Genomic DNA, 18279 nt, shown 5'->3' on the forward strand with positions numbered 1-18279 from the left:
GCGTTCAAATGACGGACGACCAAAAGGAGAAGGAAGCGGAGAAGCGAAAAGTGCTCGCTGCGATCGTCGAGCAATTCGTCTCGCGCGCCTCCCATCGCCCCGACGAGCTGCGTCAGTTCGCAAGACTCGCGGGCGATCTTCTCGCTTTCGTCGACGACGAAGGCGCCGCAGCGGTCGCCGAGCCGCTCTGTCGGCACCCGCAAACGCCGCGCAATCTGGTCTTGCGTCTTCTGGAGCGCGGCGGCGCGCCGGCGCGCATCGCGTTGCGCATGGCGGCCGCGACGCCTCAAAGCTTGCTGTTCGCCTTCGTCGAACGGGGACCGATCGAGATGGCGGTCGCCGTCGCGGGCCGCGCCGATCTCTCGCGCGAATTGGTCGCAAAGCTGCTCGCTCGCGGCGATCCCCGCATTCTTCGAGCGCTCGCCGCCAATCCCGAGCTTCGTTTAGACCCTCCGACGCTGAAGCTCCTGACCGAAGCGGCGCGAGATGATTTCGTCGTCGCCCGCGAGCTCCTCGGCCGCAATCCGGCAGGCGGCGCAAGCGAGGCGCTTTTCCTCTTCGCCACGCGCGAGGAACGCGCCGCGATCCTCGTCGGGGCCTGCCGCGCGGCGATGCTCGCCGGCGCAATCGAAACGCCGCCGCGGCAGGACGAGCTTGCGGAAGAACTCGAAATCCTGGCGATCGACGAGGACCACGAATGGTTCGTCGCTGCGCTGGCGGCGGCGCTCGACGCCCGTAAGGATCGCGTGCGCGCCCTTTTCTGCGACGAAAGCGGCGAGCCGCTGGCGCTGGCGCTCACAGCCTTGGGCGTTCCGCTCGAACGCGCCAATCGCATCCTGCTGGCGGCCGGCCGCCCCTATTCCGCCGACGTCGCAAGACTAGGCGCGCTGCGTGAGCTCATCGCTGCGACCCCCTATCGCGCCGCCGCCTCCATCGTCGCGGCGATGACCGGCGTGACGCGGCAGGATCGCTCGCCTTCGCGGCGTGCGCAGACGCAGGACGAGCCGATGTCGCAGGCCGCAGCCTGGCGCAAGGCCGCGCCGCGCGCCAACGCGCCGACTCCGGCGCGGAAGAGCGACGGCCTGGGAAGGATCGCCTGAGATCTCGCCTCAATAGCGTGCGACCGATGCAAGCCGTGGTCTCACTCTCCTGGCGCCTCCGGACAGCGAGCCTCCTGCTCCCCTGCAGCGGAGGTCACTTTGCGAGATCGAGGAAGGCCCGACCCTGACGGTCTTCGATCTCGACGATCCAGAGGTCCGGATCGAAGTCGACCTCACGAGCAAGTCGCGCCTCGATCTCGCCCGGATCGAGCCATTCCGCGGCGTGCTGGCGCTGGAAGAGGCGCGCGACGCCAGGGTCGATCGCTTCCGACTGCGCCGCCGGGCCATAGAGCGCCGCCGAGCCGTCAAGTCGGTCGACCTTGACGTAGATCGCCCCCGCCTCCGCCGCGCCCCGACGGCGCAGCATCGCGACGGCGCCGGCGACCTCGACGCGGCGGATGAGTGCGGAAACGAAGATGTCGGAGCGCAGGCGCATTGTCATTTTACCGCTGGACGTTTCGAAAATCAGGGATGCGCCGGGACGCAGACAGACGTCGTTTGCGAGCACGCCTCGCCGCTCGGGCAGCCGGCGCAGACGAGCGATCCGCCGCACCCGGCGGGCGCGGCTCCGCCGCAAGAGCTCTCGCAGCCTGCGCCCGCCGAACAGCTTTCGCCGACGGTGACGTCCACAGCGGCGGCATATGAAGCGACGGCGCTCCTTGCGGTGACGCGCGCCACGGCGTGGCCGCTCGGGGCCGCGGGAGAAGCGGAAAATTCGATGAAGCCGGCCGCGGCTCGAATGGGGCGCGCCGCTTCGACCCATTTGGCCGTCACGCCCTCCGGCAGGCCGGTGACAGCAACACGGATCGCGGAAGCATCGCGCCCTCGCGCCTCGAAAGTCTCGGCGGCGACGCGCAGCGCGCTTTGTCCCGGCGCGAGAGTGACGCATTTCGTCGCCAATGAGAACTGGGCCTTTCTGCAATGGCGGGCGCCCTTCGGCGCATGGTCGAGCGTCGCGCGCTTGAGAGCGTCGCGGACGAAGGTCAGCGCGTCATCGGGCGTCGACGGCAGAGGCGAATTGGCGAAAAGCACGACCGGCGTGTCGCAGGTGAAGAGCCCGGCGTAGGTCCGAACGGCCTGGTATGGCGCGTCAGGAGACGGGTAATAGCCGACCGCGCCGTGCTTGCAGAGATTTCCCTCGGGGCAATCGGCGGGCCTCACCCCATTGTCCCAGCCGAGCCGCTGACAGCCCATCGCGGTTTTCGCCCCTTCGGAAAGGAGCTTGCCGCCGTGGCCGAGCGCGGTGAGCAGCGCGTGGATGTCCTTCGCGCTCAAAACCCAATTGCTGGCGCCGCAGATGAGGCCGCCATCGCTCCACTCGTGGCCGGGAGTCGAATCAGCGGGGAAAGAATAGGCGAGCGCATAATCGGAACGGCTCGTTCGCTTGCAGGCGCGCGAAGCATTGAGGACGCTGCGGAACACATGCTCGTTCACATAATCGATATAAAACTGCGAGCTCTTCTTCGCTCTTTTGTTCTCGTCGCGCTCCGCGGCGATATCCTTTCGACCCTCGAGCTGCGGCAGGAGCTCGCGGATCAGGCCGATATTGGCGTTGCAATAGAGCGGGATCTGCCGGTCGGCGGGCTCGATCCCAAAGGCGATCTGCGCCTTGAGGTTGGAGTAAAGCGTGCTCCCGCAATCGGGATAATGGGGATCGGAGGAGACAAGCGCGCCGCGAAAGCCGGAGCGATGGGTGAGGAGGTCCTTGAAGGTGACGCTTTCCACATTCGGGCCTTTCGGCCAATCCGGATAGAGGAAGGGCGCGATCTTCTGATCGATGGTGAGCTTGCGCTTTTCCAGCGCCTGCAGCAGCGCGACCGTCGTCAGGACCTTGCTCAGGCTCGCGACATTGGAAAGACGCTGCGGAGTCATCGCGACGCCGTTCGGCGGCGCGTCGGACGCGCTTTGCGCGAGGCCCCCGAAGGCCGGAGGCAGATCGCCGACGATCACCACATAGCCCTCGACCTTGTCCTTCAGGCCGGAAACGAGATTCTGCTTGAGGAGGCCGAGATCGAGGCAGGCGCGATCATCGCAGACCACCTCGGCGAATGCGGCGCGAAAGCCGACATTGGCGAGCAGCCAGGCCGTCAAAACAAGCCGAAGCGCGGCGGATCGCGTCATGGGGCGCGGCGAGGCGAGCGGTCGCGAGGGAAATGTTGCATCTCGAAGGCCCAGAGCATCGAGAAATGGTATCCGCCAACCCGGGGCGCGACAAGCGCAAGCACGACTTTGGCGCGATTTCTTATCGCTCGGATGATTTCCGTTCGAGCAGGAAACGCGCGGAAGCGCGATGCGAAAAGCGGAAACCAGTCTTTCGCTCGACATGCTCTTTCGCGTGATTCCACGCGATCAGGACGCGCTCCGGTCTTTGGCGTGGATCATGCCGGCCTCGCTCGGATCGAATCCTTGAGGGAATCGCGTCTCGCTATCGAAAACGCAACCCGTCAGGTCCGCGCCGCCGAGCTGCGCGTCGGCAAGATCCGCGCCGTCGAAGCGAGTCGGATGATCCGGGCGGCTCGAGCGGGCGCACGCCTCGCGCAGGTCCGCGCCGACGAGGCGGGCGCGCCGAAAGCTGGCGCCGCCCATGTCGGCGCCGCGCAGATCCGCGCCTGAGAGATCGGCGGCATCGAAACGCGTGGATCCGGCGACGCTATCGAAAGAGAGATCCGAGCCGCGGAGATCGGCGCCGCGGAGATCCGTCTCCTGGAAAGACGCGCCGCTGAGGCGGCATCCTCTCAGGATCGCGCCGTCGAGCTTGCAGCAGCGGAGAACGCCCCAGCGGAGATCGGCGCCGGAGAGATCGACTCCTGAAAGCCGCGCAAAAATCAGGTCGCGCCCTTTTATCGTCGCGCCAGCAAGCGAGCGGTCGCCCGGCGGCAGCGTAAAATCCCGAAACACGGCTCTCTCCCGTTGGCGCCGGTCCATCGAGCGACGCCGATATCGGGAAATAGACTCAATACGCGTGCAGCCGCGTTGCGTTTTGGCACATTGCAATGGATTTGGAGCGAAATCTTTTTCGACCGCTTAATTCCACGCGATCAGAACGCCGCTAGCCCGTCTCGTCCTCGGCCTGATTCTGGACGCGGCGGCGGGCCAGGAGTCGGCTTCGCAACGCCAATCGCTTGAATTGGCGCTCACGCGCCTCTTCGGCCTTGGGCTTCAAGATCTCGCGATATTCGTCACGCTTTCCGTGGATCGAAGCGATGACATGGCCCATGGGGACCCCGATATCCACGAGCACGGTTTCGGCGAGCTGCAAGCTCGCCTCGATCGTCTCGGGGATCGCGTCGGTCGCGCCCGCTTCATAGAGGCGGGTGGCGTGATCCGCGTCGCGCGCGCGCGCGACGATCGTCATGTCGCCACGCATCTCGTGGGCCACCCGCACAATCTCGACCGCCGCCTCGACCTTGGTCACGGTGACGGCGAGCGCCCGCGCCTGCTCAAGCCCGCATTTGGCCAGCAATTCCCGCTTCTCCGCGCTGCCCCAATAGATGTCGACGCCCTCGTTGCGCCGTTCGGCGACGACTGAAACCGCGTCGTCGATCGCGACGAAGGGAATCTCGTGCCGGCTGAGCATTTCGCCGAGGAGCGCCCCGACGCGCCCGAAGCCCACAATGAGCACCTTGCCGGCGGCGACGTCGCCTTCCGGCATGAGATGCGCGAATTCCGCCCGCAACGCCTCGGCGGATTTTCCCGAAGGAAAGCGCGCCCCGAGCCGCGCCAGCAGCGGCGCCGCGAACATGCTCAGCGTCACCGCGACCATCGCCTCCGCCCCATGCTGGCCCGGCAGCACGCCTGCGACGCTCGCGAAGGTCAATAGCGCAAAGGCGAACTCGCCACCCGGCGCAAGCAGCAGACCCGTTTCGGCGGCGACGGAGGCGGGAAATTTCAAGGCAAGCGCAAGCAAGCTCGTGAGCGCCGCCTTCAGGCCGATGAGCCCGCTGGCGTAACCCACGAACAGCAGAGGGTCGCCCAGTAAGAGGTCCAGGTTCAGCTCGGCGCCGATGGAGACGAAGAAGAGTCCGAGGAGCAGGCCCTTGAAGGGCTCCATCGTCACCTCGATCTCACGGCGATATTCCGTTTCCGCGAGCAGCAGGCCGGCGACGAAAGCGCCGAGCTCCATCGAAAAGCCGGCCGAGGCGCTCACAACCCCGGCGCCGACGACGATGAGGAGGCAGGCTGCGACGAAAAGCTCGGTCGATTGCGCCGACGCGACGAGGTGAAAGAGCGGCCGCAGAAACAGCCGTCCCGCGAGGATCAGCCCGCCGAGCGCGACACAGGCCGGCGCGAAGGTTGCGAACAGCTCAAACGGCGTGAGCGGATGCTCATGGGCGCGCTGCATGAGCGAGATGAACAGCAGCGCCGGCGCGACCGCGAGATCTTGCGTCAGCAGGACGGCGAAAGCGGCGCGTCCGGCGGGCTTGTTCAAGCGCCGCGTTTCGGCGAGCACCCCCATCACGAGTCCGGTCGATGACATCGCCAGCGCCCCGCCCATGACGAGCGACGGCGCGGGATCGAGCGCGAACCAAAAATACCCGATCGCAGCGAGCGCGCCGGTCGAGACGAGCATTTGCGCAAGACCAAGCCCAAAAATCAGCCGGCGCATGCGCTCGAGCCGCTCCCAGGAGAGCTCCAGGCCGATCATGAAGAGCAGAAAGACAAGGCCGAACTCGGCGACGCTCGCGACGCGTTCGACATTCGAAATTGACAGATAGTTCAGGAATTCGACGTGATCGCCAAATCGGCCGAGACCGAAAGGTCCCAACGCGACGCCGGCCGCCAGGAAGCCGAGCACCGGGCTGAGCCGCAGCCGGTGGAAAAGCGGCACGACGACGCCAGCAGTGGCGAGGAAGAGCAGCGCCTCGCGATAGGACTCGAGCGGGGACGGAGGGGTCATAGGCCTCGTTCAAGAGAGCGACTTTCGGGCGAAAATCTGGGGCGAGTTTCGCAGAAGTCTAACAGGATTTTGCGAACGAGAAGCTTTCTGCTTTCCAGTCTCACGCCTTTTTCACGCAGGGGACCGTGGCAAGCCCGTCAGGTTCCTTTGCGGCCAAGCAAAAAAGAGCCGTCTCATCCATCCGGCTCCGTTCTCTCCCGCCAAACCGCGTCAACTGCTGTATTTCCTCTCGCCCGCAACCCAAGTCTCGCTGACTTTGATCCCGCCGATCTTTTCGGGCTTCGTCTTATAGGGGTCATCTTCGAGGATCACGAGATCGGCCTCCTTGCCCTTCTCGAGCGAGCCGATACGGTCACCCATGCCCAGCTGGCGCGCGGCGTCGATGGTCACGGCGCGAAGCGCTTCGTCGAGCGTGATCGCCTGATCCGGGCCGATCGTCGAGCCATCGATCTCGCAACGGCGCGTGATCGCCGTGCTGACGAGAGCGAGCGGTCCGGGCGGCGAACAGGGCGAGTCGGTGTGCAACGTGAATGGCAGGCCGGCCTTGACGCAGGCGCCAGCGGGATCGGTGAAAGCCGCTCTCTCCGGGCCGAAAATCTCGTTCCGATAAGCCGCGCCATAGAAGCGGACATGGTTCATCAGGAAGCTCGGCTGAACGTTGAGCGCCTTCATGCGCAAAAGCTGATCGGCGCGCGCCATCGTCGAATGCTCGATCCGGTTGACGCCGTGCTCGGTCGAGCCGCTGTAGGCCGCCTCGATCGCGTCGAGAGCCATGTCGATCATTTGGTCGCCATTGGCGTGGATCAATACCGGTAGTCCCGCGGCCTTGATCGCGGCGACCATTTCTTTGAGCTGCGCCGCGTCATAATTTGGCGAGCCCTTGCTCGTGGTGTCGAGATAGGGCTGCGTCTGAGCGCCCGTCTCGGTCTGGTTCGATCCGTCGCCGACGATCTTGACGCCGTAAAGCGTGAACAGCGAATCCGGAAGTTGCATCGCCTTCGCGCCGAGCCCGAGGCTGCGATAGGGCTCGAGGCCCTTCATGTCGTCGTACATGAGGCTCGCGCTCGTGCGGCAGGCCAGTCGATTGGAGAGCTTGGCGAAGGGCGCAATCCAATCGGAGCGCAGCGTTCCGGGCTCGTGCAGCATCGTGTTTCCGACTGCGGCGACGGTGCGCAGATAGTCGTTCACCGCCTTCGCCGCGAGCTGCGGCGTGATCTTGGGAAGCGCCGGAAGCACAACCTTCCTCATGGCGCTCTCCTCATAGACGAGGCCGTTGAGCCGCCCCTTCTCGTCTCGGCCGAAACGGCCGCCGCCGGGAAAGGCGCCGACATTCTCTGGAATATGCGCGGTCTTCAGCGCGAGCGAGTTGACGCAGGCGTCATGACCGTTGGTGTACCAGACCAGAATGGGATGGCTGGTCGAGACCGCATCGAGCTCCTCCCTCGAGAGGTCGCCGCCCTGCAGAAGATTGTCGAAGTTGCTGCAGGCGATCCACTGGCCCGGCGGCGTGCGCGTCGCGATCGCGCGCAGCTCGCTCATCAATTTCCCGCGCGTCGGGAACCTCAAATAGCCGACGTCGGTCAAGAGCTCGAATATGAGCGCGGCGAGAACGGTGTGATGATGCGGGTCGATAAAGCCCGGCATCAGCACCCGTCCCTCGAGGTTCACGATTTTCGTGTTCTTGGTCTTGAGATCGGCGACGGCGCTTTCGGAGCCGAGCGCGAGAATCTTGCCGCCGCCGATCGCCAGCGCTCTCACGCTGGGCCCGCCCGGAAGGGGAAGGATCTTTCCTCCTTTGAAGATGACGTCCGCGCCTTGGCTCTGCGCGCGCGCGCCGCCCGCGTTTGGGAGGGTCGCGGCGAGCGTCGCGGCGGCGACCGAACAGGCCATGAAGCCGCGTCGGGTATTATTGAATGCGCCGTCGCCGGAAATGCGGGATCTCCCGCCCTCGAAAAAATCGCCATGCAGGACGAGCGGATTGAAGCAGGCGCGGCACATATCTCGGCCTCCACGGTTGCTGGGAGCGGCGTTGCGTTGTTTCGGCGGAAGATCGGGAGCCCCCTTGGGGGTGGTCGCGACGCTGATCCTCCCCTTCTTTCAAGCTTTTGGCAAGACGGCGCAGCCTTTTGACAAGACGGCGCAGCGCCCCGAAGGCAGCGCCCGAAGACTTCTCGCAGAAATCGAGAGCGCGAACTTGCCCGGCTCCTACAAGCTCCGCAGCTCCGGCCCGGGTTTCCTCGACAGCGCGCGCCAGACGCCGGCGAGCCCAAGGAGGAGCGTCGCGGCGAGCGCGGCAAGCGTCGTCAAAGCGATGGCGCCGGGCAGGAAGACGAAACGCATCTTCATGAGAAATTCGACGATCGCGTAAGCCGCGCCCGCGCCCGCGGCCAACGCGAAGAGGCTCGCAGCCAAGGCCAGGCACAGAAACTCCATCGCGTTGGAGGTGACGAGCCACAGGCGTGTGGCCCCGAGCGTCTTGAGCACGACCGAGTCGTGAATGCGCGCCCTTTCGCTCGCCGCGACCGCGCTGCCGAGCGCGAGCACCGCCGTCAAGATCGCGATAGCCGCCGCGGCGCGCGCTGCGAGCGCGAGCTGCGTGGCGATCTTGTCCACCGCCTCCAGCGCCTCCTTGACGCGCACCGCCGCCACTATGGGATAGCGCTTCGCGCTTTCCCGCGCGATTCGCGCATCAAAGCTTTTCGAGTCGGCGCCCGCCGGATAGCGGGCCGTGAACAGTTCCGAGTGCGGCGCGCCAACGAAGGTCGCGGGCGAGAAGACCATCACGAAGTTGATCCCGAAGCTGCGCCACTCGACCTTGCGCAGGTTGACGAGCTTCGCTGTCACCTCGCGTCCCAGCACATTGACGGAGATGTCGTCGCCAATGGAGAGGCCGAGACCCTTGGCGACGCGCTCCTCCATGGAGACCAGCTTCTCCTGCGTGTCCTTCGGCCACCATTGGCCCTCGATGATGCGCGCGCCTTCGGCAGGCTCGGCGGAGAAGGTGATCCCGCGGTCGCCCTCCAGCACCCAGGCGGCGTCCTCGCCTGGATGCAGCGTCTCGGCGCGCGCGCCCTTCACCGCGACGATGCGCCCGCGCATCATCGGCACATGCTCGACATGCGACCCAGGCGCCTGTTCCTCGATGAAGGCGGAGAAGGCGCCCGCCTCCTCCTTCGGCACGTCGATGAAGTAGAAATCCGGCACGGCGCCCGTGCCGGAGCGCTCGAGCTCGGCGTGGATCGCTCCCTCGACGAGCGCCAGCGCCACCATCAGCGTCACGGTCACGCCGACCGAGACGATCAGCGTCGGAGCCAAGCTCCCGGGACGCGCGATATTGCCCTGCGCCAGACGCAGCCGCGCGTCGCGGGCGCGGGGGAGCCTCTTCGCCGCGAGGATGACGAGCCAGGCGACGCCGCGCAGCAGGAGAAAGGCGCCGAGCACCGAGGCGACGAAAGCCGCGGCCAGCGTCTTGTCGGCCGCCGTGACGAAGACGACGGCTCCAAGCGCGGCCAGCGCGACGAAAGCCGCCAGGCGATAGCGCAACGGCGCCTTGCTCACGTCGCCGTCGCGGTCGTCGCGCAAGAGCGCCGCCACCGGCACGTCATGGGCGCGCCCGAGCGGCGGCAGCGCGAAGACGAGCGCGACGAGCAGGCCGTAGAAGGCGCCGATCGCCAGACCCCGATAGTCGACGCCGATCGCGATCGGCAGCTCCAGCGCGCGACGCAAGGCCTCGCCCGCCGCAAATGGCATGACGGCGCCGACGGCGAGCCCGATCACGATGGCGAGCGTCGCCATGGTCAGCACCTGCCACAAGGCGATGGCAAAGACGCGCGAGGCTGGCGCGCCCAGCGCCTTGAGCACCGCAAAGGCTTGGCGCTTGCGCTGCACGAGGCCCTGCACGGCATTGGCGACTCCGGCGCCGCCAGCGACGAGCGCGGTCAAGGCGACGAGCGTCAGAAGCTGCGTGAAGCGCTCGAGATTCTTGGAGAACTGCGGCGACACCGCGTCGCGCTTGCGGACGTCCCAGCCAGCCTGCGGGAAGGCTTTGTTTGCGGCCTCGACAAAGCGCGTCGCGTCCTCATCCGAGGGCGCGCCCGGCAGCGTCAGGCGCGCGAGATAACGAATGATCGTGCCCGGCCGCACCAATCCCGTCGCCAGCAAAGCCTCATGCGAGATCAGCACGCGCGAGCCATATCCCAGGCCCCCCGAGAGCTTGTCGGGCTCCGCGCGCATCACGGCGCGGATTGCAAAGCGCGCCCCCCCGATCGTCAGCCGATCGCCAACCTTGGCGTCAAGACGCGCCATGAGCAGCGAATCGGCGACGAGGCCGAAATTGTCACCCTCCTTGGAGAGCGCCGCGGCAGCGGTCATCCCGGGCTCCGTCTCCAGCGCGCCGAACGGCGGATAGATCGCGGCGTCGACCGCCTTGATCTCGACGAGCGCCGGAGGCGGCGTTTCCTTTTGCGGGTCGCCGTTATCCAGCCGCGCCATGCCGCGCATCAGCGCGATCTCGTCGACATGGCCGCGCGCCGAGAAATAGGCGCGCTGCTCGTCGGAGAAATCGCGATGCGCCAGCGCAATGGAGACGTCGCCGCCGAGCAGCGCCCTGCCCTCATGCGCGAGCCCCTGCGCGAGCGAGAAGGAGAGACCCTCGACGCCGGAGATCGCCGCGACACCGATCGCGATGCAGGCGACGAAGACGCCAAAACCGCGAGGATCGCCAATCAGATCGCGCAACGCATAGCGCAGCGCAAGCGGCAGACGGGCAGCCTTGCCCCGCCAAAGGATCGCCTTCGAGGCATTTTCTAAAGGCATCAATCTGTCTCGCGATTTGACGGCGTCGGTCGTCTCGGCCGGATTTCGCGCCAAGGCGGCCGCATCTCTGCTATGCCATGTCCAATGGACGTCGGCCGCGACGTCTTTAGCACATGCTGAATCAGCAGCGGCTGAGTCCGGCCCGAGTCATCGCGCCTTGGAGCGCATTTCCGCAAGAGCCGCGCGGTTTTTCATCGCTCAAACGCCTCCACCCCTGGAGCGCGATGCGAAAGACGTGGAAACCGGTATTTCGCGCGACTCGTGCCCGCTCGGCCTCGAAAAAAACCACCAAATCCAGGGTCATCGCTCCGACTTGCGGCGTAGATTACAGATCCCCGGCGGCCCGAGACGCCTTTTAAGCTTGACGGTAAGGAACTTTGAAAGAAAAAAGTTGCGTTGGAGCATCCCCAGTCCCATATAGCGAATATCGAGTTTTCGGCCGAATGAACTTGCTCCCACGCGTCTGCGCGCCAGCTCGTGACTTCCTCTCCAGAACTACGATTGGCATGGGACGCGCGAGCGGCCCGCTCTGCTCCTGGAAAGGGACAAAATATGCAGACAGGCACAGTGAAATGGTTCAATGGTCAGAAGGGCTTCGGTTTTATCGCCCCGGAGGGCGGCGGAAGTGACGTGTTCGTTCACATCAGCGCCGTCGAGCGCGCCGGTCTGACCGGGCTCGCCGAAGGGCAGAAGGTCACCTACGAGCTGGCCGTGGATCGGCGCAGCGGCAAGTCTTCCGCAGATCAACTGCGACTCGTCGCCTGATCGCGCTTTGTCTTGCGGGCCGACGAGAACGTCGGCCCATTTCCGAACCCTTCAAACGCAAGCCGCATTTGGGAGCTCCTCATGGGCGACGTCATCAGTGCGGCCGGGCGTTTCCGTGGCGCAGCACGGATTTTTTCGCCGGCGAGCCACAAGTTCGCCGTTGGCGCTTCGGTCGTCTACCGGATGGGCCATCAATCCGAAAAAGTGCTTTTTCGCGTCTTGCGACATTTGCCTGACGGCGGGCAAGGGCTACAATATCGACTGAAGTGCGAGACCGACGGGCATGAACGCGTCACCTTCGAGGCGGCGCTGGAGCACCCGGAATCGGAAAAAGCGACATAATCTGCACAAGGAAGGAGACGGACAATGGATCCGGAGGACTATCGGATGGAAGCCGGTCTCTTCTTCTCCAAAGGCGATAGCGCCAGAAACAAATCGCTCGTTTTCCGCCGTTTTCGCCGCGCGGCCGACGCCATTCAGTACGCCGTCGAGGAGCTCTCTCCAAAAACCCTGTCCAGTTGTTCATTGGAAGTGAATGGGCTGCACTATTTCGGACGCGAAATCCGGCCGCTATACGACGGCGAAGCGTTCCCCTTGCGGCGGCGGTCGAGGCCGGACGCTTCGAGGCCGGACGCTCGAGGCTAGAGCCTCTCCGGGAAAAGCGCGTTCAATCAGGACAGGGTCTTCTGCGTTCAGGCGATTCTGCCCGAACGCAGCATGACTTAGGATACGCCCCACCGCGCCTTGGCGCGGCGGGACTCCATGCATCATAAGTGTCAGTGACTGCGACCTCGACCTCCGCCGCCGCCCTCCGGCTCACCGCGACCGCTGCTGTGCTCGGATTCGCCGGCGTCGCGCTCCGACGAGCCGCCCTGCTCGCCGCGCCCCCGATCCGCTTCGCCGTAAGCCTTCATCACATCGGCCATGTTTTCAAAATCCATGTCCGGCATGTCCTCGATCATCTCCAGGATGTCGCGGTCGGCTCCATTGGCCTTGGCCTTCTTGACGAGATCCTGCTTGCGCGCAGGAAAATTCACGCCACTCAGATGATGCGTGACGTTCGCGGGCGAGACGCCGCCCAGTCCTCGTGTCATAAGCTTCTCCTTTACCGTTAGTGTCGTCGACGCGATGGTTCGTAGTCGCCCTCGTCGCTCCGGCTGCGACCACGACTGCTCGTAGGGGCTTCCCGACGAGGCGCCTGCATCGCGCGCTCATGGCGCGTCTGTCCGCCGCGGCGCCCGATCTCGGAATGGCCTTCGGGATCGCCGAAATAGCCGCCCTGACCCACGTCTTCAGCGTAGCCGCCTCGCTCCCCGGAGCCACCCTCATAGCCGCCGCCGCGCGCTGAGCGCGTCGAGCGATAGTCTTCATCTTCCTCTTCATCCCGATACGAGCGCCGATCGCTCCCGCGCTCATCGCTCCGCTCTCGTTCAAAGCGACCCGCCTCATCGCGCGGGGGCGGTCGACGACTACGGGACTCTTCGTAGCGTGCTGTCGCCATCGTCTATGGCTCCTTCTCCCAGTGATAGAATGCGTCGCCTCGAACGGCTCGCGCTTGTCGTCAGCGCCGCTACCTGCTCTCCCGCCGCCAGGAACGCCCGCGAATCTCCCCGGCGTTTGCAGACTAGCCGCGAGCCGCACTGGCGCCGCCACAAGCTCGATAACCCGCGGGCTATTTCAAATGTTCCCAATAATAGCCAAAATATTAAGCTTTTATCAGCAACACCCTCGAAATAAATGGCTAAGACACAGTTGTATCTAAACTAAATAGCGTATAGCTATTGATTTTTATAGCTTTCGCCTACATTTTTTCTATCTCTGTTATCCTCATTCGATTACAGCTCGGCCTCAGGGATGAGAAAGAAGCTCAATCACCTCGGCCGGAAGCGACTCATCGCACGGAACAATGGAAGATTTGCTCGGTTATTTGGCGGTGCGGGGGGGGACTGAAAGGAAACGCCATGATTAGACGACCTCTGCTCACGACGACCCTCGGCCTTGCTCTCATCTCTACGGCCGCCTTCGCCGCGACCGCCCCCGAGACCCAGTCGCCGTCGGGACTTGCTCCGGCCTCCCCCGACACGCAATCCACGATGCGCCAAAATGCGCAAAACCTGCCTCAAGAGTTGAAGCAGAAGCTCACCTCGCAGGGCTTCACGGACGTTAAGGTCGTGCCGGACTCTTTTTTGGTCAGCGCCAAGGATAAGCAGGGCTATCCCGTGACGATGCTGATTGGTCCCGATTCTCTGACGGTCTTCACGATGGTCGAGAATCAGAAGAGCGCGGACCAGCAGCAACCGAAAGAATGATGCAATACTGGTCCTGAGCAGATTTAGGGTGGCGGCCAGGAGTGGTCGCCGGCCATGGACGGCTGATCAGCTCGTCGCGAGATTGCTCGCTTCAACCTTGGCGCCACGCGGCGTGGCGCGATTGAACCTTCGGCGGCAATCGAGGCGCAAGGAGAGCGAATTCCACAGAAGTTGACAGACTTCAGCGATCAGAATTCGCTCCGCCTGCCGAATTGGCGCGGGTGCTTATCGGAGGATTCCGTTCAAAGGGAAGTGCGCTATATCACGCTGCCTTTGAGCGGAATCGGTCAAGCGCGGATAAGGTGAGCGATTCCAAAATTGCAGAGCGCGATTCACGCGACAAGCCGGTTGTCACTTTTTTGCATCGCGCTCTAGGCGTGACCATCACCCCGCGCGCACGCAGCTACATTGGCCACGCTTGCCGCTCTCCCCACGCTCGCTATTTGCGTGCGCAGTCCGCGCGTGAGCCTCAGCAACCCGGCCAGCGCGAGCAAACCTGGAGAATTCGGATGAAAACTTCTGCAGCCATCCTGACCTGTCTCGTCTTCGCGCTCCCCGCTTACGCCGGCACGAGCGCGATGGAGTCGAGCGGCGTGAATTCCGTCCTCAACCTCAGTCCTTCGTCGCAGGATTTCGTCAATGAAGCCGCGATTGCCGATCAGTTTGAAATCGAGTCGGGGCAGCTCGCTCAAACCAAGGGCGACGCTTCCGACAAGACCTTCGCGCAGCACATCATCACCGACCACCAGAAGAGCTATTCCCAGCTCAAAGGCATCGACCCCAATGCGCCGAATGCGCTCGATTCCTCAAAAAGAAAGATGCTGGACGAGCTCGCGCGGTTGAGTGGCTCGGATTTCTCCAAGCAGTTCCGCCGCGATCAGATCAACGCGCATAAGGAGGCCATATCGCTGTTCCGCCGCTATTCGGAAAAAGGCGACAACGAACAGCTGAAGAACTTCGCCGCCAAGGCGTTGCCTGAGCTCGAGCGTCACCTCCAGCTGGCGGACACGCTGCGCTGAGGCCTTTTGAAGCAAAGAGTCCCCTCAGCCGGAGCATGTCCTGGAAAAGTGCGAAGCGCTTTTCCAGTCACGACATGCTCTGAGTTTTTGATAGGGAGCTTAGAAGCAAGCCGACGGCAAGCCCCGCGTTGATCAAGGAGCTCGCGTTACAAGGAACTCCCGTCGAACGAGGAAATTAAGCTGCGTCCGGAACAATTTGCGCTGCGAGCGGTTTCTGATGCTCCCAGAGCGTCGCCTTCCGCGCAAGGAACGAGAGCGACGCCGGAACATACCCGACGAGGAGCCCGAAAATGGCGACTGCATCACCGACCTTCAATCTCATCTCAAGCGAAGATGTGGAAGGAACGAAGGTTGCCGATTCCGCTGGAAAAGACATCGGCGAGATCGACCACCTCATGATCGATAAAGTTTCGGGGAACGTGCGTTACGCCGTCATCAGCTTCGGCGGCTTCCTCGGCCTCGGACACAGGCATTATCCCGTCCCCTGGAACGCGTTGAAATACGACATGAGCCGGGAAGCCTATATCGCGAACATCACGGAGCAGCAGCTCAAGGATGCGCCCGAGTTCAGCGACGACAGCTGGACGAGCCGCGACTGGGAGTCGGACTGGCACGAGCACTTCGGGACGCAGCCCTATTGGCTGCAAGAGGGCGGCCGTTCGTCGATAGCGTCCGGAACTTCCGCATCGGCCGGCGAGCCAAGCGGCATCTCCCCCGAGCCTCCGATGACGCCCCGCGAGCCCCTGACCTAAGCGAGCCGCGAGAGTGAAAATGATGAGGCGAGACCATTTTCAGGCCTCGCCTTTTTTCACTCTGGAGCCGGCGTCTCCTGACCAAGCGTTCTAAGGCGCGATTTCAACATGTGCCGGCCTCCGCATTGGAGAAGGACACGATAAACGTCGCGCCTCCCCCTTCAGTATCCTCGACCCAGATGCGGCCGTTATTCTTGTCGATCAGCTCCTTTGTGATCGCCAGTCCTAATCCCGTGCCTGGCGTGACGTCGCTCTTGCGCCAGAAGGGCTCGAAGATCATGTCGCGGTCGGAAAACGGCACGCCCTCTCCATGATCAATCACTTCGAAGACCGCATCCTCTCTGACCCGCACAAGCACCGTTCCACCCACGGGCTCGGCGCGCAGCGCATTGTCGATCAAATTGGCGACGGCGCATTCGACGGCGCGTCGATTGCCGCGTGTCACCACGGGCGAACCCAGCGCCTCGAACTCGATGGCTCGATCGCATTTGACGGCCAGCGGGAGGCGCCTGGACACGATCTCGCGGATCACCTTCACGAGATCCATCTCCTGATCAATCGCGACCTGATTTTCCGTCAAACGCGCCGCGATGAGCATTTGCTCCACGATGGCCTGCAACTGGCTCGCATCGCGCATCAAATCCGTCTTGAAGGTCGGTTCTTCCGCATCTTCCAGACGCGCGCGCATGATCGCCAGCGGAGTTCGCAATTCATGCGCGGCGTTCGCTGTGTATCGACGCAGTCGCATTGCGCTCTGATCGAGCCTGGCGAGCGCGTTGTTTATCGCCGACACAAGAGGCGCGACCTCTGCTGGCACATTGTTCGTGGAAAGGCGCTGATCGAGGGAATCCATATTGATCCGCGTCGCCTCGTCAGAAAGCGCGCGCAGGGGATATAGCCCGCGCCGAACCGCGAGCCACGCAAGGGCGGCCGTCACCGCTATCGCTGTGAAAATCTCGACCGCCGACCACTGAAATGAGTCGACCATTGCATAATAAATGTCATCCAACCGAAATCTCGAACCATAAACAGCGATCTGCAAGGGGCCGAAAGGAGTCGAAATGGGAGCGGCATAACCCTTCGGCGTCGACTTCGGGTCTTCCGGTAGGACAAAATGCGTGTGCGGCGAATTGATCCGAATGACGCTCGTCAAGGCCTTAGCGAGCTCGGGGGAAGATCCGGGAAGCGGCTCATAGGTCATCGCGTCGAAGGCCGCATATTTCAAGGCGGAGGTTCGTCGCGACTCCGCAAGCAATTCAGGCGAGGGTTCAATTCGGATTCCATGGTCTGCGTCACGAACGAGTGACGCGATCACGAGATCTCTGATGCGGGACGTCGCCAGCGTGTCCAACGATAAGTCGAATATCCATATATGAGCGATCCCCAGACCGAGCGTAATCGCCCAAGCGATCATGAAAGCGAGAAATTGCGCGACGACGAGATAACCGACAAGGTGCAGCGCAAGCGAGGCGCGGCCCCTCATGCGCTCGGTCTCGCCTTCGTGAGCATATAGCCCAGACCGCGCGCGGTATGAATGTTGACCCCGGCATTGAGCTCGGCCAGCCTTGCGCGCAAGCGCGAGACGAGTTTCGTCAGAGCATGCTCGTCGATCTCGTCGTCGCAACCATAGATTTCGGACAAGAGAGACTCGCGCGTCACCACGCAATCGGCACGCCGCACCAACATGTCGAGCAAGGCCAATTCTCGCCGCAACAGCACGACGGGAGTGCCTTCGATCGTGACGATGCGGGTATCGATGTCAAAGGAGAGCGCGCCGACCGCAATCGGCGGCGTGCGTTCGCCACCGGGTCTCCGGAGAGTGGCGCGAATGCGCGCCATCATCTCATCGAGATCGAAGGGCTTCACCAGATAATCGTCAGCTCCAGCGTCCAGTCCCTCGATGCGATCGTCGAGCGCGTCCAACGCTGTCAGCATCAGAATGCGGCTGCCTGGCTGTTGGCGCCGGATGCGTGAGACCAGGGTGAGGCCGTCACCGTCCGGCAAGCGCCGATCGAGCAGAGCGACGGCGTAAGCTTGCTCCCCTAGCGCCGCCTCGGATTCCCGGATGGAGCCGAAATGATCGACGGCGTATCCCGCGCGTCTGATGCGTTTGGCGATGCGATCCGCCAGCTCGGCGTGATCCTCGACTAGCAGAATTCGCATGGGCGCCGCCACCCGATGGTCTCGAAGTCCCCGCTCGCCTTTTTGAGGCGCCGGTTCGACACGCGCCCTTCATACGAATTCGCAAAAACTTTGCAACGCCTATTGTGGCATTTCGGCAACACCGTTCGCACTTTTGCATCGCCCAAGCTTCACGTCACGTTGACAAGACGTTCGCCGCTTAGGCTGCAGCCTCGACACAGCTTGGTTTGGCAGTCCATCCGGGGCCTGTCGCTCCCTATGACGCGCAAAAGAGCTCCACTCAGGCAATGAGCACGGAACGGACGAGATTGCGAAAAGACGGGGCCCGCCGCCCAGGCGGCTCGGCTCACGCGATCATCGCCCGTGTCATGGTGTGCTTGTGTCTTCTGCAGGCGCTTGCGGCTCCCGTTTCTGTGTGGCTCCAGCAGGGGTCTTTTCGCGTCGGCGCCTTGGGCGTCGTTGCCGAGACAAACGCACAAT

16 protein-coding genes are annotated in these 18279 nt (G+C 63.7%); 7 read left to right on the plus strand and 9 right to left on the minus strand.

Features of this window, described 5'->3' with window-relative positions; translation table 11 throughout:
• Positions 1-8: 8 nt before the first annotated feature.
• Complete coding sequence (locus QMG80_RS14385; protein WP_102938032.1) at positions 9-1100, plus strand: DUF2336 domain-containing protein; 1092 nt, start codon at positions 9-11, stop codon at positions 1098-1100.
• Between the two features lie 94 nt (positions 1101-1194).
• Here the strand turns inward: QMG80_RS14385 and QMG80_RS14390 are convergent, their stop codons facing one another.
• From QMG80_RS14390 to QMG80_RS14415, 6 genes are all read right to left on the minus strand, one after another.
• Positions 1195-1536: a DUF1491 family protein gene (locus QMG80_RS14390; RefSeq protein ID WP_085769796.1), complete on the minus strand. Its 342-nt coding sequence runs from the start codon at positions 1534-1536 to the stop codon at positions 1195-1197.
• Between the two features lie 29 nt (positions 1537-1565).
• A complete protein-coding gene (locus QMG80_RS14395) occupies positions 1566-3221 on the minus strand; it encodes a serine hydrolase domain-containing protein (RefSeq protein ID WP_158658513.1) in 1656 nt (551 codons plus the stop codon).
• A gap of 228 nt (positions 3222-3449) precedes the next feature.
• Positions 3450-3998, minus strand: a complete 549-nt coding sequence (locus tag QMG80_RS14400; RefSeq protein WP_158658514.1) for a pentapeptide repeat-containing protein — start codon at positions 3996-3998, stop codon at positions 3450-3452.
• Between the two features lie 151 nt (positions 3999-4149).
• The gene (locus QMG80_RS14405; RefSeq protein WP_085769799.1) at positions 4150-5997 is read right to left on the minus strand and encodes a cation:proton antiporter domain-containing protein; all 1848 of its coding nucleotides are present in this window, start codon (positions 5995-5997) and stop codon (positions 4150-4152) included.
• Positions 5998-6207: 210 nt separating this feature from the next.
• Positions 6208-7995: an amidohydrolase gene (locus QMG80_RS14410; protein ID WP_085769800.1), complete on the minus strand. Its 1788-nt coding sequence runs from the start codon at positions 7993-7995 to the stop codon at positions 6208-6210.
• A 207-nt stretch (positions 7996-8202) separates the two neighbouring features.
• Positions 8203-10812 carry an ABC transporter permease gene (locus QMG80_RS14415; RefSeq protein WP_085773401.1) on the minus strand — a complete coding sequence of 870 codons (2610 nt, stop codon included), beginning with the start codon at positions 10810-10812 and terminating at the stop codon, positions 8203-8205.
• 552 nt (positions 10813-11364) lie between these two features.
• Here QMG80_RS14415 and QMG80_RS14420 point away from each other — a divergent pair.
• Positions 11365-11577, plus strand: coding sequence for a cold-shock protein (locus QMG80_RS14420; RefSeq protein WP_085769802.1), 213 nt, complete (start codon positions 11365-11367; stop codon positions 11575-11577).
• Between the two features lie 81 nt (positions 11578-11658).
• On the plus strand, positions 11659-11919 hold the full coding sequence (locus QMG80_RS14425) for a hypothetical protein (protein ID WP_085769803.1): 261 nt from the start codon (positions 11659-11661) through the stop codon (positions 11917-11919).
• Between the two features lie 434 nt (positions 11920-12353).
• Here QMG80_RS14425 and QMG80_RS14430 read toward each other — a convergent pair whose 3' ends face one another.
• Positions 12354-12671 carry a DUF2795 domain-containing protein gene (locus QMG80_RS14430; protein WP_085769805.1) on the minus strand — a complete coding sequence of 106 codons (318 nt, stop codon included), beginning with the start codon at positions 12669-12671 and terminating at the stop codon, positions 12354-12356.
• A 119-nt stretch (positions 12672-12790) separates the two neighbouring features.
• Here QMG80_RS14430 and QMG80_RS14435 point away from each other — a divergent pair, with 119 nt between their 5' ends.
• The 4 genes from QMG80_RS14435 to QMG80_RS14450 all read left to right on the plus strand — a co-directional run bounded on the left by QMG80_RS14435 (position 12791) and on the right by QMG80_RS14450 (position 15657).
• Positions 12791-12925, plus strand: coding sequence for a hypothetical protein (locus QMG80_RS14435; RefSeq protein WP_280950000.1), 135 nt, complete (start codon positions 12791-12793; stop codon positions 12923-12925).
• A 613-nt stretch (positions 12926-13538) separates the two neighbouring features.
• The gene (locus tag QMG80_RS14440; RefSeq protein WP_085769807.1) at positions 13539-13886 is read left to right on the plus strand and encodes a hypothetical protein; all 348 of its coding nucleotides are present in this window, start codon (positions 13539-13541) and stop codon (positions 13884-13886) included.
• A gap of 221 nt (positions 13887-14107) precedes the next feature.
• Positions 14108-14905 carry a DUF4142 domain-containing protein gene (locus tag QMG80_RS14445; RefSeq protein ID WP_245300289.1) on the plus strand — a complete coding sequence of 266 codons (798 nt, stop codon included), beginning with the start codon at positions 14108-14110 and terminating at the stop codon, positions 14903-14905.
• Positions 14906-15195: 290 nt separating this feature from the next.
• Positions 15196-15657 (plus strand): PRC-barrel domain-containing protein, encoded by a 462-nt coding sequence (locus tag QMG80_RS14450; RefSeq protein ID WP_085769809.1) that lies wholly within the window; start codon positions 15196-15198, stop codon positions 15655-15657.
• Between the two features lie 103 nt (positions 15658-15760).
• Here QMG80_RS14450 and QMG80_RS14455 read toward each other — a convergent pair whose 3' ends face one another.
• Complete coding sequence (locus tag QMG80_RS14455) at positions 15761-17140, minus strand: sensor histidine kinase (RefSeq protein WP_085769810.1); 1380 nt, start codon at positions 17138-17140, stop codon at positions 15761-15763.
• Positions 17137-17820: a response regulator gene (locus tag QMG80_RS14460; RefSeq protein ID WP_085773402.1), complete on the minus strand. Its 684-nt coding sequence runs from the start codon at positions 17818-17820 to the stop codon at positions 17137-17139. Before QMG80_RS14460 ends, QMG80_RS14455 begins: the two co-directional genes overlap by 4 nt.
• Between the last annotated feature and the right edge of the window lie 459 nt (positions 17821-18279).

The sequence above is a fragment of the Methylocystis bryophila genome (assembly GCF_027925445.1).
Taxonomy (GTDB): Bacteria; Pseudomonadota; Alphaproteobacteria; order Rhizobiales; family Beijerinckiaceae; genus Methylocystis; species Methylocystis bryophila.